The organism is Sphingobacterium chungjuense (assembly GCF_011316935.1).
Classification (GTDB): Bacteria; Bacteroidota; Bacteroidia; order Sphingobacteriales; family Sphingobacteriaceae; genus Sphingobacterium; species Sphingobacterium chungjuense.
On record NZ_WLYS01000001.1, the window covers coordinates 706,078 to 729,654 of the forward strand.

The window sequence follows — 23,577 nt, forward strand, 5'->3', positions numbered from 1 at the left end:
ATTACCTAACAAACAACTTTTGATGAGTCAAATAAAAAATATAGCAGTATTAACTTCCGGAGGAGATTCTCCGGGTATGAATGCGGGAATCCGCGCCGTGATACGAACTGGTATCTACCATGGCTTGACTATGTATGGGGTGCGTAGAGGATACGATGGCCTTGTAAATAACGAAATCGAAGCAATGGACGCGAAGTCCGTTGCCAACATCATCCAGCGCGGTGGTACGGTTTTGAAAACAGCACGCAGTGATGAATTTCGAACTTACGAAGGCCGTCAGCGCGCGTATGAGAATCTAAAAACATTTGGAATAGATGCTTTAGTAGTAATCGGTGGTGACGGTACATTTACCGGAGCTTCCAAATTTATCGAAGAGTTTGATATTCCAATCATCGGTATGCCCGGCACGATTGACAATGATTTGGCCGGTACAGACTTTACGATCGGATATGATACAGCGATCAATACGGTCGTAGATGCGGTAGACAAAATTCGGGATACGGCAGAATCTCATGATCGTGTTTTTGTGGTGGAAGTGATGGGACGAGATTCTGGTCTGATCGCACTACGTTCTGGTATTAGTACAGGAGCAGAAGCGGTATTGATACCAGAGCTAAATGTAGATTACGACGCGATTATGAAGCGTCTGGATAAATCTCGCTCTAATAAGTCTTCTCGTATCATCATCGTAGCCGAAGGTGATAAAGAAGGTGGTTTAGTAGTTGCCGACAAGATCAAAGAAAACTTTCCGCATTACGATGTTCGCGTATCTATCTTAGGTCATATCCAACGCGGTGGTAAACCAACGTGTATGGATCGCGTGTTGGCCAGCAGACTAGGTGTAGCTGCCGTCGAAGGATTGCTTGAAGGTCGTCGTGGAGAGATGGCAGGCTTGATCTGTGGACAGATCCAATACACACCTTTCGAAAAAGCGATCAAACACATTAAACAGGTCAATACCAACCTGACTCGAATTGTAGAGATTCTATCTTTATAACTATTTATAGCTACTGCTTTTAGCAGCTATTCGATACTAAAAATGGCTGCTTCCGATATGGAAGCAGCCATTTTGCTTTTCAATTGTTTGGTAGATGTAGGGATTTAGTCAACATCCCAGAAGATACGAGTAGTACGCGTATCTTTAGATCTTACCGCCTCATAGTTCATGCTATTGTTCGTTACCTCATTAGATGGGTACAACAAACGTAGCGGAGGATTTTGGAAGCCATTCAAGTTCGAAACTGGGAATGCTGGCAAAACGGGGTAACCTGTTCTGCGGTAGTCTGCCCATGCTTGTTCTGCTTGCAACCAACCAAAATGCAACCATTTTTGCGTTCCGATCAATTGCAGTTTTGCCTGCGAATTACCTTCGTACGCGATATTCGACTCTTTAATAAATGTCTGGATGGAATCTACCGTAGGTCTTGTCGCTTTCAAACTGTTAGATGATGCGCCATTCAGGTAGAAGTAGAAATCTACTGATTGTTCTACAGCCGTCTCATAGGCAGTCCTTGCTGCAGTTGTGCTTCCCCAACGTTCTTGTGCTTCTGCTTTGATAAAGTTCACCTCAGAAGTCGTCATCAATACACCTGGAAGGTTATTATTGATCCAAGAAGTGGCTGAATCTACAATGGCATAACGGCGCAGTGCAGCATTACTGTATTCGGTATCTGCGGTAGCTTCTGAAGTCTTAATAGGCAGTGCTTGATAGTCAGCATTAGGCACAAATCTGCCACCCTCTGTTCTACCATATTTACCAAATAGGGCATCCATACGAGGGTCGTTAGCTGACTTCAACACCGTATTCAACATATAATCTGGTGCATAATGGCTGTTCAACTCACGTACAGCATCTAATAAACTAGATGTATAGGTTGTCAATTTTTGATTCAATACATCAGCACGAGTACCAGCTTCCAATGATGCTTGTGTACCATCGATCAATGGATAAGTTTCTGGTGCATTTAACATCGCCATAATGTCTGTACGTGCTCTCCCCTCATCCGATTTCGAGATCTGCATTAGCGCGCGAAGTCTTAAAGAGTTGGCGTATCTGCGCCATTTCTCACCATTTCCTCTGTTGATGATATCCGCACGGATAAAATCATTCGTAGTCTGATACGTACTAAAGAACTCCGCTGCCTCGGCAAATGCTGTAATAAACTGATCGTACAATTCCTTTTGATCATCAAACTTGCCTAAGACAATTTGATCCGTAGCGGGCAAGCTTCCTGCTTCGCTGAAAGGAATGTCACCAAAGTTGTTTACCAATTTCGCTGCCTGACCATAGACAATCACGCGAGTAGCATGCATGAATGCGTCATACTCTGCACGCTCTGCCTCTGGCAATGCGGCGTACGTGCGTTCCATTACACGAAATACACCTAACATACCCGGAGAATAGAAATCTCTCCAGTAATCGTTGGTGTACGAATCTTGCTGTTGGTACATCGTATTGTTGTTCGCGAAATACGTCGTTTGTGTATAACGCGCATGGTGTGGCAATACGAAAGTTCGGTAGTGCCAGTATTCAGAACGAAGGCGCGAATTGTTTAATATTTGGGTCATAAAAGCCCGAATATTAGGAATGTCCGTTTGCTCTGGATCTTGATAACGCTCGTCTAGTTCGGTTTTGCAGGATTGCACAGCCGTCAATGAAAGCGCGGCAACCAGTAGACATATTATGTTTCTTAACTTTTTCATGTTGTTTCTTTTTTAACTGCTGTACGTCCTAGAAATTAGCATTCAATGAGAAGCCAAAACTTCTAGTGGCTGCGGTAGAACCAATATCTATACCTTGCGAGTACCAGAAATTTCCGACTGGAGCTTCTGGATCAATATCTTTGATCGATCTATAGAAGTAGAACAGGTTACGACCAACCAATGATACACGTACATTATTTAATTTCAAGCGTTCGCTGAATGCACTTGGCAAACGGTAAGAAATAACTGCTTCACGTAATTTGATGAAGTTGTTGTCTAAAACGGCTGCTTTTTCATTCCAAGCATCATTACCCCAATAGAAGTTGTTCATGTAATATTCTGCACCAGTAAGATTTACATTATTGGCCTCACCAGTATTTTCATTCACACCATCTAAAGTAATGCCTGTCTCGCGGTATTCCAATGTGCTTTCTAAACGACCTGCACCATATGCATATTTATGTGGTGTAGAGATCATCTGACCACCAAAACGATAATCTGCGGTAAAATCTACAGCGAAGTTTTTGTAAGCAAAAGTATTGCTCAAACCACCAATCGCTTTCGGCATAATATTACCTGCTTTGATATACGTGCTTTTGTCGATGATGTAGTTACCTTCGTCAGAGATCAAAAATTGCCCATCTGCATTGGTAGCACGTGGATGTACATAGATATTTCCTAATAACTCACCTGGTCTTGCTTCCAAACGAATGGAACTTTGATCCGCATCGTAGAAAATCAAACGTGGAACTCCATCGATCAATTGATCTAAGCGAGAACGGTTGTTCGCAAAATTCAAACGTGCATTCCAAGTAAAGTGCTCACTGCGAATCGGCGTGCCTGTCAAGGAAACTTCCCAACCACGGTTAGAGATATTACCAACGTTCACGATTTGTGTTACTGCTCCGGTTGAGAAAGCATTGGACAATGGCATGATTTGATCTTTGATCTTATTATTATAATAAGACACATCTAAGCCTAAGCGGCTATTTAAGAACTTCAAGTCCAAACCAAATTCTACTTCCGTTTTCATCTCTGGCTTAAGATCAAAATTACCGTAGTTCTCATTCACATTTAATGCTGGTACCGGACCATTTCCAGTGATGATAGCACTCTGTTTGTAGGCGATATTAGATACATACATTGGTGCATCATTACCAACAAGACCGTATGAAGCACGAAGTTTACCAAAGTTGAAGAATTCTGGCATTTCAAATGCTTCCGTAAATACAAAACCGGTATTGACCGATCCATACAAGTATGGGTTATTTTGCGAAGGCAATGCCGAAGAGTATTCTTGGCGACCAGTAGCTTCTAAGAATAGGTAATTGCGGTAGCTAAAATTAGCCAACCCGAAGTAGGCATATTTAATCAATTGCTTACGTACACTCGTAGTAGTTGCTTGCGCAAAGGTATTGTTCAAACTAAACCAGTTTGCCGTAACCAAACCACCCTCTGTACTCGATGATTGATCGTTGTAGTCTTCCATACGAGATTGGAAACCTCCACTCAGGCTGAAATCTACATCATCAGAGATTTTATCAGCATACGTTAATAATGCATCTCCGTATACGATAGAATACAAACCTTTGTTGACAGCATATCTACCAGTACTATTCGTCTCATTGAAACGAGTTGCATACTCATTATGCTCCTTGTTTTCGATATTCAATGAAGTCACATCCGTTCCGAGGCGACCTCTCAAACTCAACTTGTCGATAATCTTCCAGTTCATCGTCGCACTAGATAGGAAACGATCTTCTTTCTCGGTATATTCATTACGATTCTGTTGCCAGAAGTAATTTAATAAGTTTACCCCACGATAAGCTACTGGAAATTCTTCTGGACGGTTAGATCCAACGGTCGAAAATTTGTACCCATCTGAAGTACGGTACAATTGGTCGCGCATTTTGGCAACATCCTCTGCACCACTGAAAAATCCGCCGTAAGAAGCCAATACATCGCCCATCAGCCCTGGACGATTTTTGGTTTTAGTAGAGATATAAGAAGCTACCACATCTAAACTTAAATCTTCATGCAGTTTTACATTACTGTTTAAGTTGAATGTACTTCTGTTTTGTCTACTTCCCGGTACGATGGCTTTATAATCCATGTTGGTCGCAGAGAAACGGTAGTTTAACTTCTCTGTTTGGTTAGAAATACTCACATTGAAGTTGCTGTTGTGACCTGTTTGAAAGATGTCGCCGTAGTTTCCTTTGTTTGGAGAATAGGCCCGTACGGAGCCATCCCACCAACGTACATCGCCGCCGTCATATTTAGGCCCAAATTGTCCCCAAGCATTGTAATTCAACAGACGCTCACCTGGGAAAGAAGGATTATTGGTAATCCAACCTTCTTCGTTAGCACCCGCTTGCAAGTTTGTCGCAGCATCATATCCTGGGCCATACTCATATTGCAAGCGTGGCAAGAATGCCGCTGTTTCAACCGAACCTGTGTAGTTAAAGTCGATACCCAATCCACGATCTTTAGATCCTTTTTTAGTGGTAATAACAATAACACCACTCGCCGCATCCGATCCGTATAATGCCGTAGCACTGGCACCTTTCAAGATCGTCATCGACTCGATATCGTTCGGGTTGATGTCCAACATACCGTTACCACGGATTCTATTGTCAGACCAGATCGCCTGTCCACCCGGATTAGTGATACCACCCGTGTTGTTCACACCAGCCGCACCGCCTTGCTGATCGTTACGGATCATGACACCGTCTACCACAAATAAAGGCTGACGATTGTAGTTCAAGGAATTGATACCACGAATTTGCATGTTTACCGCACTCGAAGCACCACCTGGTGCTGTCGTGATCTGCACACCTGGCGCTTTACCATACAATGCCGATCCGATGTTGGTATTGCCCGCTTCGGTCAATTCCTTGGCAGAAATAGTCGTAGCAGCGTAACCCAAGGCTTTGGTTTCGCGTTTGATACCCATCGCAGTTACCACGACCTCACCCACTTCTCCTGCTTCTTCTCTTAGCACGACATTGATCGCTCTATTCGTTCCGATCGTAAAATCTTGTGATACGAAACCAATCATGGAGAAGCGTAAAACCTCTCCTGCAGCTACATTAATGCTGTACTTACCATCGGTGTCTGATTGCGTCCCCCGACTGGTTCCTACCACACTAACCGTCACACCCGAGAGTGGACCATCTGCGCTCATGACGCGACCGCTGACAGCTTGCTGCGCGAACGTAACTGTTGTACATACGCATAGCAACAGCAGTAGTAGAGCGCAACATTTGTTGTGAAATTTGCTCATTTGTTGTTTGTATTTATGGTTAATTGTTTAATTGTTCTTCATTGGATTATTAAATGCTCCACTTGGCTTTATCCAAAGCCACACATGCCCCACCGAGTAATTGCACCTGACTTAAATCTGAAATCAATACCCTTGTATGTTTCGAAAGTCGATCAATGCTATACTTCATCAAAGCGCTCTGAATCTGCGGCAGTAAAATGCGCCCCACCTTCGCACCACGACCAGATATTACGACATATTCGGGGTTGATGATATGGATTAGCGTAGCTACACCTTTGCCCAACATGAAAGCTATTTTGTTGAGCGATTCCATCGCCAATTGATCGCCCTCATTGGCTGCATCCATCAATTGATCGCCGCGGATGTTTCCCTGTACACTATACACACTTTGCAGCGCCGAAATTTCTCCTTCACTCAGCCGTAGGCTTGCAGATTTGACCGCAGCAGTAAGCGATGCCTCTACTTCAAGGCAGCCTCTTTTGCCACAGGAACACAAGGTGTTTTCGTCCGATAGTGGAATGTGACTGAATTCGCCTGCATAACCACTGTGCCCTTTAAACAGACGATCATGGATAATCATACCCAGACCTACGCCCCAGTTGAGATTCACGACCAACACATCTTGCGATCGTTGCGCTTCACCAAAATGCTTCTCTGCAATCGCAATCGCAGTCGAATCATTCTCCACCCAAGTCTGGATTCCAAAATGATCTTGAATAGTTTTGCATAGATTAAATAAAGGGTGATTTGCTCCGTAAGAATGGTTTTGCCCGCTAGCCGAATCCACAAAGCCCGGAATAGTCAATCCAATAGCCATAATCGGCTGACCGACATGCGCCTCCAGCGATTCGGCAATCATCGCTTTGATCGCAGCGACACATGCTTCGCCATCTGTAACAGGATTACGAATCGTCTTGACAGTTCCTAAAATTTCAAATGATACATCATAGATCGCTACACTCGTGTAATACTGATCTATGGAAACAGAAAGTACGTTGGGTAGATTTTGATGGTTGAGACGATATTGTAATGGCCTTCTGCCACCGCTCGATACCGCGTAACCGCATTCGAGCACAATGCCCATATCAGTGAGTTGGTTGATTACCTTAGTAACATTAGGTATGCTCTTACCTGTGCGAGCGGACATATCTGCAACCGCTTGCATCTTAGCAAAGCATAAACTCTTCATTACCAATGTTTGCGCCGCATTCATAAAAAGGTCTTCATAGGACGCACCAAAGATATTGAATTTAATAATTAATTAACAAGAGCTTTTTAATTTTTTTACAAACTATTATAAAGTTAAATATGCGAGATAGAAAAGGCGGTATTGAAATGTCGATACAATTTTAGGATTTTGGTTTTTGAGCGCGGAGAGTATAGGCGCTTTAGCTAAAAGTAAAAAGCATCAATTTCTTGATGCTTTTTTGGAGTGGAGGATACTGGGTTCGAACCAGTGACCCCCTGCTTGTAAGGCAGGTGCTCTGAACCAGCTGAGCTAATCCTCCTTGTTTTTACTTTGGTGGAGAATACTGGGTTCGAACCAGTGACCCCCTGCTTGTAAGGCAGGTGCTCTGAACCAGCTGAGCTAATTCTCCTTTCTGTTTGCGTGTGCAAATATATGCCTAAAATCTGATTTTCAAAACTATTTATCTAAATAAATAGAATAAAAAACCAATCATACGGATTATCAGGGAGATAGATTTCTACAATTCCGCCGACAGCTTCAGAAGATCAGCATGCAATGCGTCAACTGAAGCTGTACGCGGCAACAATGCCACAGCATCCTGCTCATTGCCCACTTCCGCAGCCGCTACCGATAATCCGATCATTAACGAATTGGCGCGATATGCCAGCGAGTGGAATGTATACAACCGTCGCCAATTCCAGCGTTTTGCGCCTGGTTCGCGACGCACTTGATCCATCGCCGAAGAGAATGCTGCCAATGCACCGTGTGCCATCTTTCGGGCCAACCGAAGATCATTCGCATCTACATCTGCCCGACTTAATTTTTGCTGTACCAACTTGCGGTACACTTCTCCTCTATCTACCACATCAGCCGCCAGTTTTTTCAGACCTTTGCTTTGCCGTACCGGAATGAAAAACCATCCTGCCAAGGCTAATAAACTTCCAATTAATGTAAAGACAATGCGGCTTCCCAATATATCGACCATATTGCCTTCATAGACATGCAAAGCCATGATGATTCCCGGCGTTAAACAAAGCACGCTGAGCATATAATTGATCCTATTGAAGAAGAAAAAACCAAATAATCCGCACACGGCCAACAGTAGCAATACCACTGGTGACGATATCAGTAATAGCAATACCGAACCCAACAGAACGCCAACAAGCGTTCCGATAATCCGCTGGGTATTCCGAATATTGGTATTAGCAAATCCAGGTCTGGCTACGACGACCAACGTAATCAATATCCAATACGTATAATGATACTCTGGCAAAAGCAATCCAATACTGCCGCCAACGCCAAACATCACAGCCAAACGTAAAGCGAATGGAAATACGGCGGTACGAAAGGAAAACTGATTGCGTAGTGCACTGACACCACGCGGAGCACGTGCTATATAACGTGAGTAACTATACTGACCATACACACTTTGCTGCGTATCTTGCCGATTCAGCACCAATCGGATTCGGGCAATACATGCGATTATGGAGCGTGAATTCCGAATAGTCGCCCCTAATACTTGTGCTGCTTCCCCAGAAAGCGTGTCGAGTTTTGCGGATAATTTATGCATGATCTGCGCTATTTCCGCCTCATTCGTATGGCGCTTGGTCATTCGAAGACTGTGCGCACTTTCGCGAGATAGGAAATCCACTTCTTCCGATAATAATAGTATTAAGGCTCGAATAGATTCTAATACCTGCAAAGGCGCCAATAGCTTTCGAATCGAATCGTAATCATGATCCAATGCAGCTAACAATTCATATAAATCGGTTACACCCAAACCCTGTTTGATCCAATATTCACTCATATCAGAGGAAGAATCGGTCAACCGTTTTTCCCGAAGCAAAAGATTTCGCACGTTCTCTTGCTGTTCGCTCACTTGCAAATGCAACGTCCCCAACTCTTTGTACGCTTTCTCCAGCGGCACGTTTTCATCATAGAACTGCGCTTTATTCTTTAGCATCACAGCCATTCGGTAAAAACTATCTGCCATTGCGTACCGCAATGATCGATACGGAAATAAAAGCACCTGTAGCACGCTGATCATAAAATACCAAAATACACCCAAGGCGATGTACAATCCGTACGTCAACGGATCTGCCGGCCAAAGACCGACTGTGAACGTTACTAGTATCAACCCCATCAATCCCATGGCAGCGAAGCGACCACCATAGACAGAAATCATCGTGAAACCGAATGCTGCTGTTATCAGCCACAAGATCAACACAACCGGAATGGCAATCGTACTAGCCGTGATCCATGCCGTGATACCGAAAAACGGAATCGTCCATAGCGACGATCGCACTTTGTCTTTACGATTGCCTGGCAAATCAGTGAGTGCAGCAAACAATGCACCTAACCCAATCATGATCGCCTCGTCTAGAAAACCAAAATAAAAAAGAATCAAACCGGGCAGTATCGTCGCTAAAGTATTCCGCAAAGCATCGCCACCATGCTCCCCTAAAAGAAACAAGTGAATATGCTCAAAATCCAATTTTTCTTTTGACTTTGACAAGAAATTTAAAACTATATTCTGCACATTGTTCATTATTCCACAAAAGTACGCATATTAATTTGATAACCTGATGTGTGGCATCACACCATAGCTAAACAAGATCAAAGCATAAATTGATTGCGGTCTAATAAATTAATCGTAGAATTTCCACGATAATCCAAAGCGGATGTTGGCATCCTGCATCGGATACCTTCTAACGGTATAGAAACCGTTCGGCGCGATATGTTGGTTTACGAAGTTGTAACTCAAAAACAGGTTGACTCGTTTGATATTGGCTGTGGCCCAGATGTCAAAAATGGGATAAGTGGAGAACTCTATTCCCGCGTTGTCGTTATAAAACTGACCCGCATTTAGTGCATACGAAGGATTACGAAATGGTGTATTGAAGCGGGCATCCAATCCTAATCTAAAATCTAGCACCTCACTAAGTACGTCGGCATAGTAAAAGCTATGCCAGGTATATAATTCCGGGATAGCTAGCACGTCCATGGCATCAGATTTCTGATAAACCGCTCTGTTATCCAAATGAAATTTTCTAAAGCTAAAATTTTGTGTCACGGTTAGCTTCAACAAATTAAGCGCTCCATGTTGCGCTGGTTCAATAACGCGGCTCAAAGCAGGATCGTCTTGCGGATTTGCCACTTCTCTAAAATAGAGGAATCCATCCATCAGAAAGTACTCAGCCTTACCTGTAAAGCGCAACTTTGGATTTACATAGGAAAACGACAGATTCTGCGTTCTTGTATTAGTAAAGTTAGTCTGTTCCGGACGCCATTGATGGTACGACAAGTTGGCTCGCTGAAAAATCATTTCTGGAGATTTACTTTGCGTATACGCGCCTAATTGTATATACCCCAAATTATCGCCGCCAGAAATATTAGCTTGTGCTTCGTAGAGAAAATCTCCAAAATTCTCCCCCAACACTATTTGGTTTACACCCAAGCTTACATCTACTCGATCCGAAAACTGATAACCTAAACGCCCCTTGACCATACTATTTTGGAACGTTGTTCGATAGATCGTATCCTGCAGTAATGCGATACTATTCGAATCACGTTGCCTATCTTCGCCGTACCAGATCAGGTCGTTCTGAAAACCCAAATCCAGCTTAATTTCGTTGGCTAACGAAGGACTACGTAGAAAAAAACTATACGTAAATTCATTCGTCAATGTGGTTACTTTCGTGGTATCGCCTACCTGCACCAAGTTGTTGAGTGGAAATATCCCATTGGCATCGGCTTCATTCTTATAAAACATATAACGCCGATTTTGCAAATAGAGGTTGTGCGCCATGACATTGGTAGGCCGGATCTCCATTTCTGGAAGATTCTTATTGATCGTATCTATGCGACCAAGATAGAGCGATTGCCGCATAAAAAAACCAATATCCTTCCATTTCGTCCTCGGACGATCCGCATTGGCGCCCCGAAGATTAGGAATTTCACTTAATGAACCTCTACTTTCCGGGTTATTGGAGAATACTTCATCATTCACAATAGAACCGTTTTCTGAGGCATCCAACGTATTGAAAGTAAAATTCGTCAAGAGGTTGTATCGTAAACTGGGTGATTCATACCAAGAGAATACGCTTCCTTTTCGGTCACTATATTGTTGATTCTGATAAAAACCATCTGTATTGGCCGCGTTATATTCGGCACCGATGTTGAGACGAGAGTGCAGATTCTGCGCTAGCTTTGCTCGGAAGATCTGGTCATTAAAGAAAAATCCAACAGCATACAGTTCCGAATAACGAGCGCGGGCGCGATAGTACTGCACCGAGTCGGCCTTCACTAAATAACGATCTAAGGCATTATATCCGGTTTGAAAACCAATACTTTTGTTCGGGTTGAATAATAAATCCCGGGTCGCTAAACCATATGCGCCCAGATTGATACTGGGATTCCAAGGTTGCAGTTGTTTATTATAATACTGAAAATTGTGATGCGTGGTGTCGATCTGGAAAGTCTGCGTGCGTTGCTTCAGTGCCGCTAAAGTAGTGTACCGCACATAGCGCGCCGAAAAAACGACCGAATCTTGCTTATTATCCTCTGCTGCTCGCGCAGAATCCAATGCCGAACTGAACTCTTGCTCTTGTGCAACAGCCACAAAAGACAAACAACAAAACACGACACACAATAGAAACGCCCTCAACAAGATCATCTTTAGTAAATTCCCGGCAAATTGAGACAAAAATACATCTTATGCGCCAAATTATTGCAACACAATTAGTTCTTTTAACAGTCGCGTTAATTTGGGTTCGGCCTCTGTAGCAACCGAAACAATTTCCTGCAATGAAACCGGATGCAGATTCGCATGAAATCCTTCATCAGTAACCACCGAGATTGCACACACTGGAACACTCATATGATGCGCAACAATTACCTCCGGCACAGTGCTCATCCCGACAATGTCACCTCCAATAATGCGCATATAGCGATATTCGGCACGTGTTTCTAAGTTTGGCCCGGGCGCGGCAACATACACGGCCTTATGAGCCTTGTAACCCAAATTATGTGCGATCGACAAGCTTTGCTCAATCATGCCACGATCGTAAGGTTGGCTCATATCTGGAAAACGTGGCCCGAAATCTTCATTATTTGATCCGCGCAGCGGATTATCAGGCAACAGATTGATATGATCGTCTATGATCGCGAGATCGCCTCTTTTAATATCCGGATTTAGAGATCCAGAAGCATTGGACAAAAACAATTTCTGGATTCCCAACAACTTCATAATACGGATGGGGAAAGTGATCTCGTGCATATCATAGCCTTCGTAATAATGCAGTCTACCTTGCATAGCGACCACGTTGCGACCATTCAATTGCCCAAAGATTAATTTCCCAGAGTGAAACTCTACGGTAGAGATCGGAAAGTTTGGAATATTGGAATACATCAATTGATAGGAAACATCAATTTCATTAACCAACTTTCCTAAACCGGTGCCTAAGACAATACCAAACTCAGGTACAAAATCACCTATTTTACGACGGATGTAGGCAATGGTTTCATTATAACTATCGTGCATACTCAAAATATAGATCTATTCTCAAACATAAACGAATTTTGTTAGCCACGCAATAATACATCAGCTACTTTAAGTTCTTTTAACGATCGCCTTATCGCTTTGGTATTTCTTGCACCACCTCAGGATTTAATTTCAATCGGCCCGGCGAGCTTAACAGTAGCAGCAGAAAAGTGAGCAAACCATTGTAAATAATCAGCTCAAATCCTACTTGGTAGCTGCCCAATGAAAACAGATAATCTGTATTGATGACCAGAAAAATAATCGTCGGTGAAATCACGCTGATGATCGGCACCAAGGAATCCCGCACACGCAGTCGCGTTAGAATCCCAAAAGCAAATAAGCCCAACAAAGGCCCATACGTATAGCCGGCCGCCGTGAAAATAGCATTCACCACCGAGTCATCATTCACGATCCGAAAGGCCATAATCACCAGAAGCATGATGACCGAAAACCCCGCGTGAACGTAGTTCCGCTGGCGAATCAAATGTGGTGCATTTGGGTCTGCTTTCTTATTAAATCCTAGAAAGTCTACACAGAAGGACGTCGTCAAGGCCGTCAATGCAGAATCTGTGGTGGCAAACGTCGCCGCCGTAAGTCCCAACATAAAAATAATCCCAGGTAGCACCGTCAGATAATTAAGCGCAATCTCTGGATACAGGTAATCTGGCGTGCGCATTGCCGTAAGATCGATTTGATTCTTCGCGGCATAGATATATAAAAGCGCGCCAACGCAGAGGAAAAACAAATTGATCACGATAAAGATACCCGTGAAGGTCAGCATATTTTTCTGCGCTTCGCCAATAGTACGCATACTCAGATTCTTCTGCATCAGATCCTGATCCAACCCTGTCATCGCAATCGTAACAAATGCCCCGCCAATCACGTGTTTCCAAAAATGATTGCGCGATCCTAGAAAGTCTTCCCACACGAAAATCTTCGAATAACTACTTTCCTTGACTGCTTCAAAAGCCTCCATCATAGACAAGCCCAATCCATCTGCCATAAAATAGATCGACAATACAACCGCCAACAGCAAAAAGAATGTTTGCAATAAATCGGTAATGATAATGGTTTTCAGTCCGCCTTTATTAGTGTACAACCAGATCAACAAAAGACAAATAGCAATGGTAACGATAAAAGGCACATTCCATGCATCAAAGATGAATTTTTGCAGAATGATGGCTACCAGATACAAGCGGAAAGCCGAACCAATAGTCCGCGAAATCAAAAAGATCATGGCGCCAGTCTTGTAGCTACGATGGCCCAACCGCTCTTCTAAATACGTATAGATCGAGGTGAGGTTTAAGCGATAATACAACGGCAACAAGACGTAGGCGATCAATACAAAGCCGATAGCATTGCCCAGCACAAACTGGAAGTAACTGAAATTATTGGCTCCGACAGCTCCGGGCACGGAGATGAACGTCACGCCAGAAAGTGCGGTGCCGATCATTCCGAAAGCCACCATATACCACTTCGCATTGCGATTTGCTACGAAAAAAGTGGCATTGTCAGAGGATTTTCTGGACGTGAAATGCGCGATGGATAGCAGCACGCCAAAATATACAATCAGGAAACATAATAAGATAATCGGCGACATCATGAGGGCGTTAAGAGTTTTTCAAATCTGCTTCGTATTGCGTAGCTGCAGCGCGCACGCTGCCATATTTGTCTAGGTATTCCTTTGCAGTGGTTTCGTTCGCTCCCGTTTCGTCCATCACCATCTGTACCGCACGGCCGACCAATTTATGATTCGATAGTTGCATATCCACCATTTTATTTCCTTTGACCCGGCCAAGCTTAATCATCACAGCGGTGCTCAACATATTCAACACCAATTTCTGTGCTGTTCCTGCTTTCATCCGCGTCGAGCCAGTGACAAATTCCGGTCCGACAACCACTTCTACGGGATATTGCGCTTCAGCAGCAATAGGCGATCCAGCATTACACACAATACATCCCGTTGCCAAACCGGCAGCATTCGCATGCTGCAATCCACCGATGACATAAGGTGTCGTCCCCGAAGCGGCGATGCCGACTACAGTATCTTTCGAATTAATGTCATATGCTTCCAAATCTTTCCAGGCTTGCTCGGCATCATCTTCTGCATTTTCCACCGCTTTGCGGATCGCCGTATCGCCACCGGCGATCAATCCCATCACCCAATCGGCCGGTACACCAAATGTGGGCGGACATTCCGAAGCATCGACCACACCCAAGCGACCGCTCGTGCCAGCCCCAATGTAAAATAAGCGTCCACCCGCTTTCATCCGATCTGCAGTGATATCCACTAATTTTTCAATCGCTGGAATAGCCAATGCCACCGCATGGGGCACCGTTTGATCTTCTCGATTGATATTGGTTAACAATTCGGTGGTCGACATTTTATCCAATCCTTGGTGATTCGATTCTTTTTCGGTCGTTCTAATGATCATAATATGGTCAATAATATATAGTGATGCCGCAATTCGGCCTCTTATTCAAAATCTGGATACAGCAAATATTTCTTGCGCATCGTTTTATAGGCGGTCAATTCTTCTTTCCATGATTCTCGGATTTCCGCTTCGCTCTTACCGGCGATAATTTGCTGTCGCAATTGATCGGTACCTGCCAGCTTGTCAAAGAAATCCGGGCGGGTAAAGAATCGCTTTTTATCCGGCATTTTCTGATAAAAATCCAACAGGTAGCGCAACGTAAACTGCTGTTGATCGGGATCGATACCGCGCAGATCCAATCCATAATTTACCTGCCCTTTTCCTTCTACGTGTTTGGCCATGCCCGATTTTTCGCTTGGTGTAAATGTAAAGTCGCCAAACACCCGATCTGGATAACCGACAACCTGAAAAGGAAAATCCGTGCCTCGACCAATGGAAAAATCAGTTGCTTCAAATAAACAGAGGGATGAATATAATCTGATCGACACATCATTCGGTAAACTTGGCGATGGCACAACGGGCAACACATATCTGGTCGAATGTGTATAATGCTCCACCGGAATAATATGTAGTTCGCATTTGCGACCTTCTTCGAGCCAGCGTTCTCCATTGATCATCTGCGCCAGCTCTCCAATCGTCAAGCCATGCACCATGGCAATTTTATGATAAGAAATATTAGCTTTAAAACGATCATCCGATCGTACCGGACCATCGACTTGATCGCCACACGGATTCGGACGATCTAATACGATGAGTGGTTTGTTGTGTTTGGCACACAACTCCATCACCCGGTGCAAGGATGTAATGTATGTATAGAATCGTGCGCCCACATCTTGCAGATCAAAGACCATCACGTCGATAGATTGCACGATCTCATCTTGCTTGTCATTGCCACCATATAAAGTGGGCAGTGGAATACCCGTTTTGCTGTCTACTTCATTGTCGACTTTTTCGCCGCGCTCTACCTGCCCACGAAAGCCATGTTCTGGCGCGAATACGAATTTCACATCGACTTTTTGCGCTAATAAGAAATCGACAAGATGCGTACTCGTGTCGCCAACAATGGAAGTTTGATTGGCCATGAGTCCAACCTTTTTCCCTTGAAGCAAAGGCAAATAGTCCGCCGTCTTATCGGCACCGGTGAGTAATTGTTGCGCTTCGGACTTTACAGAATCTCTTGATTCCAACGAAGAGGCCGATTTTTTGCTAGCACCAGAAGAACAGCTTACTTGATAGAGACCGCCTAATAGGAAGATGATAATAAGTCGAGCGTAGATCATATCAACTTTTGTTTTTTATAAATCTATTCAAAAAAAACAACTTATTAAATAGCAGCTCAAAGCGTTATAGCAAAGCCTCTATTTTACGTCGTAAGCGAGATAATCACTGGCATTGCCCAAGCGATCAATCGCTTGCACCGCGACGCCGCGCAACTTAGCCCCTTGTTTATTCGGAGAGAATTCGCTCGACGTAATGTCGCGATCGTAGATCGTGTATTCCCAATTATCGCCGTACTTAGCATATACTACCCAGTGATTGACATCTTCGGGTGTGCGGTGTTGCCATTTGGCAAAAACAGATCCGGATTTCTCTTTCGTCAACAACAAAGTTGGTGTGATTAACGGCGTTGTTTGCAGCCAAGGCGAGGCAGGAACTAAGGCTTTCTCTTTGTATGGACCATTGACCAATGCTTGCACCATGGCCGGACTTTTGGTTAAGCCCGCAATACTCCAGTGAATAACACCTTGGCTGTTGGGCACAATTTGACGCGTTAACTCTACTTGGCGCACGATTTCTGTCGGACGATCTGCCGTACGTACTTCTACCGTATTTAAACCCGGCCATAAGTGGCGATTGTGCTTATTTTCAGATTGCCACCAACGCAATAAAGCTGGGAAGCTTTGACGCGGCGGATCAATCGCCCAATACAACTGCGGCGCAAAATAATCTACCCAACCTTCGTTTAACCACAATTTGGCATCGGCATACAATTCATCGTACTGCGATGATCCGGTAATTCCGGATGGATATCCCGGTTTCCAGATGCCAAACGGACTCAATCCAAATTTAACATGCTTCTTTTCGGCTTTGATCTCTCCGTAAACACGCTTGATAAAGCGGTTTACTTGATCCCGACGCCAATCGGGACGCGAAAGATTCCCGCCACGTTGGCGATAAGCATTCCACGAAGTATTGTCTGGAAAATCGGCCCCACCATTATACGATGCATACGGGTAAAAATAATCATCGAAATGCACCCCATCGATATCATAGCGTTTTACAATATCGCGCACTACCATCGAAGCATGATCTTGTGTTGTTTGATCCGCTGGATCAAACCAATACATACCATTCTTTAATCGCACCACATTTTGTGGAAATTTTTTCACTAACGACGCGCTTCCCACGCCGCCACCAGAGCTGTGATGTGCCCGGTAAGGATTCAGCCAAACGTGTAATTCCAAACCGCGTTTGTGCGCTTCTTCTACCCAAAACTCCAGAGGATCGTAATACGGATAAGGCTTACGGCCTGTTTCGCCAGTCAGGAAATACGACCAAGGCTCTAAGGAAGAGTTATATAAAGCATCTGCCGATGGTCTTACTTGGAAGATCACGGCATTAAAATTATTCTCTTGTAACAGATTCAAAAGCGTGATCGCTTCTTGCTTTTGTTGATCGGTCGATAGGTTGTTTTTCGATGGCCAGTTGATATTGGCTACCGTAGCGATCCACGCTGCGCGAAATTCGCGACGAACTTCTGGCAACTGCGCGCGTATCGGCTGCGGAACTTCTTTTTCGGCTACTTTTGTCGCTTTTACGACTTCGGCGGCACGCGATGTTTGCGCTACCTCTGCTTCCTTCGGCCCTTCGAGCTCCGGTTTACCCTGCGCTACACCTGTTACTTCGGTATTTGGTTTTACTAATACTTTGTTGCGCCCTCTCTTGCTCCCGCAAGAAAACAACACCAACATCATCACCAATCCTACCCATAAAAAACCAATTCGTTGCCTCATATTCCAAAAGTTCATAACAAGCAAAACTACAATTTTATCCGTCAAAAAAAAGAATTGTCCCACAAGGTCTTCGACAATTAAATTTTAGATTTTTGCCGCGGTGTCGTACATTAGCTGTAAGCATACAAAACCACAAAATATTTATATCACTACACAATATATCCCATGTCTGAAAAGAAGATATTTAACACAGATGCCGCACCCAAAGCCATTGGCCCTTACAATCAAGCGGTGCAAGCCGGAGATACTTTATACGTTTCTGGGCAGATTGCTTTCTTACCAGAAACCATGCAATTGGTCGCTACAGGCATTGCCGATGAAACCCATCAGGTATTGAAAAATGTATCGGCCATATTGGAGCACGCTAGTTACAGCTTCAATGACGTGGTCAAAACGTCGATCTTCATTAGCAATATGGACGACTTTGCGACCATCAATGATGTCTATGCGCAATACTTTGTAGAGAACCAGCCCGCGCGCGAAACCGTAGCCGTGAAGACTTTGCCAAAAAATGTGAACGTAGAGATCTCCGTCATCGCCTGGAAAAAAGGCTCCTAAAAATCTGATTTCCCGATATGGCTGTATTGACAGCAATCACTCCCATCGAATATCTCAAAGGCGTCGGCCCGCAAAAGGCCGACGTCTTGAAAAAAGAGTTGCAGATTTTCACGATCGGTGACCTGCTACAGCTATATCCTTTCCGGTATGTCGATCGGACACAGTTTTTCAAAATCCGCCAACTGGACGCTTCACTATTAGGCGCACAGGTGTTGGGCCGACTGATTCGCCTGCAAGAGGTTGGCGAAAAGCGCGCGAAGCGCTTGGTCGGATTGCTCAAAGACGAAACCGGAACGGTCGAATTGGTGTGGTTTCAACAAATCGCTTGGCTCAAAAAAACGCTGCAACTCAATGCCGTTTATGTGATGTACGGCAAACCGACCTCATTCAATGACGCGATTTCCATCACGCATCCCGAGATGGAACTGTACCAATCTTCCGAGAAAAAAATCGGTAACCAAACCTTGCAACCGGTCTATACTTCCACCGAAAAACTGAAGAAATTCAATCTGGACACCAAAGGTTTACAGAAGTTGGTAGCTCAGGCTCTAGAAACGGTATTACCCAATTGGGAAGATGATCTGCCCGCAGGTTTGCGGCAGAAACATCATCTAATTTCGGCTCGTGAAGCTATTTTAGGCATTCATTTCCCTACGGATCAGACGGCGTATGAAACCGCGTCGCGTCGGCTCAAATTCGATGAATTATTCTGGTTGCAGTTACGCTTGCTGCGCAATAAGCAGCTCAACACCAAGAAATACCGCGGGCATCGATTCACGCAGGTAGGCGATCATTTTAATACGTTTTTCAACAACCGTTTGCCCTTTCCACTTACGGGCGCGCAGAAACGCGTGATGAAAGAAATCCGTATCGACACCAATACCGGTGCACAGATGAATCGCTTGGTTCAGGGCGATGTTGGCTCGGGCAAGACGGTGGTTGCGCTCATGGCGATGCTATTGGCGATCGACAATGGATTTCAGGCCTGTATGATGGCGCCAACAGAAATCTTGGCGACACAACATTATCACGGCGTGAAAGAATTACTGGGGGAAGATCTGTGTCAGGTCGCTTTGCTGACGGGATCTACATCCACCAAAGAGCGTCGTCGCATTCACGAACAGCTAGAAGATGGCAGTTTGGATATTCTGATCGGCACACATGCTTTGATCGAAGACAAAGTAAAGTTCAAAAACATTGGCTTCGTCGTGATCGACGAGCAACACCGCTTTGGCGTGGAACAGCGCGCCAAACTTTGGCGCAAAAACACCATTCCGCCGCACATGCTGGTGATGACGGCGACGCCGATTCCGCGCACCTTGGCCATGACGATGTATGGCGATCTGGATATTTCGGCGATTGATGAATTGCCGGCAGGCCGAAAGCCCATCAAAACGGTGCATTTCTTCGAAAACCAACGCTTGCGCGCCTTTGGTTTTATGCGCGAAGAAATCCAGAAAGGTCGACAGATCTATATCGTTTATCCGCTCATAAAAGAAAGTGAAAAACTAGATTTACTGCATCTGGAAGCTGGACTGGAATCGCTGATGCGCGAATTCCCATTGCCCAACTACCGCATCAGCGTGGTACACGGCAAAATGCCGATCAAGGACAAAAACTTTGAAATGCAACGTTTCGTAAAAGGCGAAACGCAGATCATGGTGGCCACCACCGTGATTGAGGTCGGTGTCAATGTGCCCAACGCCTCGGTGATGATTATTGAAAATTCCGAACGCTTTGGCCTCTCGCAACTACACCAGTTGCGCGGCCGTGTTGGTCGTGGTGCAGAGCGATCGTTCTGTATCTTGATGTCGAGCAATAAGCTGAGCAAAGACGGCAGAAAGCGACTAGAAACGATGGTGGAAACCAATGACGGATTTAAGATTGCCGAAGTGGACTTGCAATTGCGTGGGCCGGGCGATATTTCGGGCACCCAACAATCCGGCATTTTGGAGATGAAAATTGCCAACCTCAGCACCGATCAAGCGCTGCTGACCGAAGTACGGGAAACGGTGATCGACATTTTCTTACAGGATCCCGAGCTGCAACTTCCCGAACACCAACCATTACTCCAAAAACTCACCCACAAAGGCCCAGCCATCGCTTGGGACAAAATCTCTTAAAAACACGTATCTTTGTACTTTACAATCATAAAGAGAGAGATTTTTAATGGGAAAAGAACCAAAAATATACGATACCGCTGCGAGACAAGAAACGGCTATTTTAGTCAGTGTCATTCCGCAGGGCGTCTCGGACGAAACCGCCAAGGAATACTTGGCTGAGTTAGATTTTCTGGTGCAGACGGCGGGTGGTATTGTAAAAGGCGTTTTCACGCAAAAATTAACCAAGCCAGATCGGGCAACATTTGTTGGATCGGGAAAGCTGGACGAAATCAAAGCATTCATCAAAGCAGAGGAAATTGACATCGTCGTATTCGACGACGAGCTTTCACCATCGCAACTGCGCAACATAGAGAAGGAATTTGAGATCAAGGTATTGGACAGATCCAACTTGATCTTAGATATTTTTGCTAACCATGCAAAGACCGCGCAGGCGAAAACGCAAGTGGAATTAGCACAGTTACAATATTTATTGCCACGACTAACTCGTATGTGGACTCACTTAGAGCGTCAGCGAGGTGGTATCGGTATGCGTGGTCCTGGTGAGAGCCAGATCGAGAGTGACCGCCGGATGATTTTGAATAAGATTTCCTTATTCAAAGAGCGCTTACAACACATTGACAAGCAGAATGAAACCCAACGTAAAAATCGCGGCGAACTCGTTCGCGTCGCATTAGTGGGTTATACCAATGTGGGCAAATCGACGATCATGAACTTATTGTCTAAGTCGGATGTATTGATCGAAAATAAACTTTTTGCCACGCTGGATACAACGGTACGCAAAGTCGTGATCGAAAACTTGCCTTTCTTGCTGTCAGATACCGTTGGATTTATTCGAAAATTACCGCATCACTTGGTAGAATGTTTCAAATCGACTTTGGATGAGGTGCGCGAAGCGGATATTTTGATTCACGTGGTGGATATTTCACACCATAGTTTCGAAGATCATATTCATGCCGTGAATGAAACCTTGAAAGATTTGAATGCCTTGGATAAACCGATCTTGACGGTATTCAACAAGATCGATGCGTACAAACCGGCGGTAGAACAGGATGAGGATGGCGAAGAAATCAAAGTGACTTTAGAGGATTTTAAAAACTCGTGGATGGGTCGACACGCTGCGCCAGCAATCTTTGTTTCGGCAACGGATAAGGTCAATGTCGAAGAGTTTCGCGCGAAGCTATACGAGATGGTTTCCGAACTTCATACCGCGCGCTACCCGCACAACAATTTGTTGTACTAAACGGTCGAAAAACGAAAGTTCATGCAAAACAAACAGACGCAATTTATCGATTGGGGTTTGGTAGATTACCAAGAAGCGTGGGATCGGCAGGAGTCGGTATTCAACCATGTGCTGGAAGCCAAACTGCAGAATCGTACGAAAAATACAGAAAACCCAACGCCCAATTACCTGATTTTCACGGAACATCCGCACGTGTACACGTTGGGGAAAAGTGGCCATTTGGAGTATTTGTTATTGGACGAAGAAGGACTGCAAAAGCACCAAGCGACATTTTACAAAATCAACCGTGGCGGTGATATTACATACCACGGACCGGGACAGATTGTTGGTTATCCTATTTTAGATTTGGACAATTTCTTCACCGATATTCATCGCTATTTGCGCGTATTGGAGGAAGCGGTGATTTTGACGCTGGCCGATTATGGCATTGTAGCCGGCAGATATCCCGGTTTTACGGGTGTTTGGATTGATGCGGACAACGATCGCGCACGCAAAATCTGTGCGATGGGCGTACGTGCTTCGCGCTGGGTCACGATGCATGGTTTCGCTTTTAATGTGAATGCGGATCTGAATTATTTCAACCACATTGTGCCTTGCGGCATTGATGACAAGGATGTGACTTCCATGCAGCGCGAGCTCGGCTACGCTTTAGATATGGAAGAAGTGAAAGCGAAGCTAAAAGGCCATATTGCTTCGCTTTTTGAAATGGAATTGGTTGTTGCTACAGCGCCAATTCTACCACTGTCGGACAATGATCTGAGTGCACCGCCTCTGACATAATACTTGAGCTGACAATCTGACTTTCCAACGCTTTGGAAACCATATTATAGTCAATGCGCCAGCCTAAGTTTTTGCCGCGCGATCCCGCACGGTAACTCCACCAAGTATAGTTATGTGGCTCTGGATTAAGGTGGCGGAATGAGTCAATAAAGCCTGATTCTAAATATTGCTCCATCCATTCGCGCTCTTGCGGCAAAAAGCCGGAAGTATTGGCATTGGACTTGGGATTGTGAATGTCGATCGCACGGTGACAGATGTTGAAATCTCCACACACCACGAGCTTGGGTTGTTCTTCAATCAATTTGTTGCTGTACGCCTGAAAATCGTCCAAAAAGCGGTATTTAAATGTCTGGCGAATATCGCCAGTCGTTCCCGAAGGGAAATACACGCTCATCACCGATACCTCCTCAAAATCTAGGCGAATCATGCGGCCTTCGAAATCGTAATCTTCATGACCGCAACCGTAAACAACTTGCTTTGGTGTTCGGCGGGTGAAGATCGCCGTTCCGCTATAGCCTTTCTTCTGTGCGGGATACCAATAATGTTCGTAACCCATTTGTTCCAGATAAAGCAATTCGGGCACCTGATCCGGTGTGGCCTTGATTTCCTGAATGCAGATAACATCCGGCGCAGCCATCTTCAACCATTCGAGCCAGCCCTTTTTGAGCGCAGCACGTATCCCGTTGACGTTATAGGTGATGATTTTCATG

Annotated in this window: 16 protein-coding genes and 2 tRNA genes; 5 read left to right on the top strand and 13 right to left on the bottom strand. The window is 44.7% G+C overall.

Annotated features, from left to right (window positions below; all coding sequences use genetic code 11):
* Positions 1 to 22: 22 nt before the first annotated feature.
* Entirely contained in the window at positions 23 to 997 is a 975-nt protein-coding gene (gene pfkA / locus GKO22_RS03245; protein ID WP_166332648.1) for a 6-phosphofructokinase, read from the top strand.
* Between the two features lie 104 nt (positions 998 to 1,101).
* Here the strand turns inward: pfkA and GKO22_RS03250 are convergent, their stop codons facing one another.
* The 12 genes from GKO22_RS03250 to GKO22_RS03305 all read right to left on the bottom strand — a co-directional run bounded on the left by GKO22_RS03250 (position 1,102) and on the right by GKO22_RS03305 (position 18,166).
* A complete protein-coding gene (locus GKO22_RS03250) occupies positions 1,102 to 2,703 on the bottom strand; it encodes a SusD/RagB family nutrient-binding outer membrane lipoprotein (RefSeq protein WP_166332649.1) in 1,602 nt (533 codons plus the stop codon).
* Between the two features lie 28 nt (positions 2,704 to 2,731).
* A complete protein-coding gene (locus GKO22_RS03255) occupies positions 2,732 to 5,986 on the bottom strand; it encodes a SusC/RagA family TonB-linked outer membrane protein (RefSeq protein WP_166332650.1) in 3,255 nt (1,084 codons plus the stop codon).
* Positions 5,987 to 6,035: 49 nt separating this feature from the next.
* Positions 6,036 to 7,175: an ROK family protein gene (locus GKO22_RS03260; protein ID WP_166332651.1), complete on the bottom strand. Its 1,140-nt coding sequence runs from the start codon at positions 7,173 to 7,175 to the stop codon at positions 6,036 to 6,038.
* A 244-nt stretch (positions 7,176 to 7,419) separates the two neighbouring features.
* A tRNA-Val gene (locus tag GKO22_RS03265) sits at positions 7,420 to 7,494 on the bottom strand.
* Between the two features lie 12 nt (positions 7,495 to 7,506).
* Positions 7,507 to 7,584 (bottom strand) — tRNA-Val (locus GKO22_RS03270).
* A 108-nt stretch (positions 7,585 to 7,692) separates the two neighbouring features.
* Positions 7,693 to 9,690, bottom strand: a complete 1,998-nt coding sequence (locus GKO22_RS03275; RefSeq protein ID WP_166332652.1) for an FUSC family membrane protein — start codon at positions 9,688 to 9,690, stop codon at positions 7,693 to 7,695.
* A gap of 132 nt (positions 9,691 to 9,822) precedes the next feature.
* Positions 9,823 to 11,850 (bottom strand): putative porin, encoded by a 2,028-nt coding sequence (locus GKO22_RS03280; RefSeq protein WP_166332653.1) that lies wholly within the window; start codon positions 11,848 to 11,850, stop codon positions 9,823 to 9,825.
* 51 nt (positions 11,851 to 11,901) lie between these two features.
* Complete coding sequence (locus tag GKO22_RS03285) at positions 11,902 to 12,717, bottom strand: purine-nucleoside phosphorylase (protein WP_166332654.1); 816 nt, start codon at positions 12,715 to 12,717, stop codon at positions 11,902 to 11,904.
* Between the two features lie 91 nt (positions 12,718 to 12,808).
* Positions 12,809 to 14,317 carry a sodium:solute symporter gene (locus GKO22_RS03290; RefSeq protein ID WP_166332943.1) on the bottom strand — a complete coding sequence of 503 codons (1,509 nt, stop codon included), beginning with the start codon at positions 14,315 to 14,317 and terminating at the stop codon, positions 12,809 to 12,811.
* A 10-nt stretch (positions 14,318 to 14,327) separates the two neighbouring features.
* Positions 14,328 to 15,152 (bottom strand): N-acetylmuramic acid 6-phosphate etherase, encoded by an 825-nt coding sequence (murQ, locus tag GKO22_RS03295; protein ID WP_206367788.1) that lies wholly within the window; start codon positions 15,150 to 15,152, stop codon positions 14,328 to 14,330.
* Between the two features lie 41 nt (positions 15,153 to 15,193).
* Entirely contained in the window at positions 15,194 to 16,432 is a 1,239-nt protein-coding gene (locus tag GKO22_RS03300) for an exo-beta-N-acetylmuramidase NamZ family protein (protein WP_166332655.1), read from the bottom strand.
* Positions 16,433 to 16,510: 78 nt separating this feature from the next.
* On the bottom strand, positions 16,511 to 18,166 hold the full coding sequence (locus GKO22_RS03305) for a glycoside hydrolase family 10 protein (RefSeq protein WP_166332656.1): 1,656 nt from the start codon (positions 18,164 to 18,166) through the stop codon (positions 16,511 to 16,513).
* Between the two features lie 165 nt (positions 18,167 to 18,331).
* Between GKO22_RS03305 and GKO22_RS03310 the strand changes: the two genes are divergently transcribed.
* Genes GKO22_RS03310 through lipB form a run of 4 tightly spaced genes read left to right on the top strand, consistent with a single transcriptional unit; the run spans position 18,332 to position 22,867 of the window.
* Positions 18,332 to 18,724 (top strand): RidA family protein, encoded by a 393-nt coding sequence (locus tag GKO22_RS03310; protein ID WP_166332657.1) that lies wholly within the window; start codon positions 18,332 to 18,334, stop codon positions 18,722 to 18,724.
* A 17-nt stretch (positions 18,725 to 18,741) separates the two neighbouring features.
* Positions 18,742 to 20,847 carry an ATP-dependent DNA helicase RecG gene (gene recG, locus GKO22_RS03315; protein ID WP_166332658.1) on the top strand — a complete coding sequence of 702 codons (2,106 nt, stop codon included), beginning with the start codon at positions 18,742 to 18,744 and terminating at the stop codon, positions 20,845 to 20,847.
* A 46-nt stretch (positions 20,848 to 20,893) separates the two neighbouring features.
* Positions 20,894 to 22,087, top strand: a complete 1,194-nt coding sequence (hflX, locus tag GKO22_RS03320; protein WP_166332659.1) for a GTPase HflX — start codon at positions 20,894 to 20,896, stop codon at positions 22,085 to 22,087.
* A 21-nt stretch (positions 22,088 to 22,108) separates the two neighbouring features.
* The gene (gene lipB, locus GKO22_RS03325) at positions 22,109 to 22,867 is read left to right on the top strand and encodes a lipoyl(octanoyl) transferase LipB (protein WP_166332660.1); all 759 of its coding nucleotides are present in this window, start codon (positions 22,109 to 22,111) and stop codon (positions 22,865 to 22,867) included.
* Here lipB and GKO22_RS03330 read toward each other — a convergent pair.
* The gene (locus GKO22_RS03330) at positions 22,809 to 23,576 is read right to left on the bottom strand and encodes an exodeoxyribonuclease III (RefSeq protein ID WP_166332661.1); all 768 of its coding nucleotides are present in this window, start codon (positions 23,574 to 23,576) and stop codon (positions 22,809 to 22,811) included. The two genes, lipB and GKO22_RS03330, sit on opposite strands and share 59 nt — an antisense overlap.
* Between the last annotated feature and the right edge of the window lies 1 nt (position 23,577).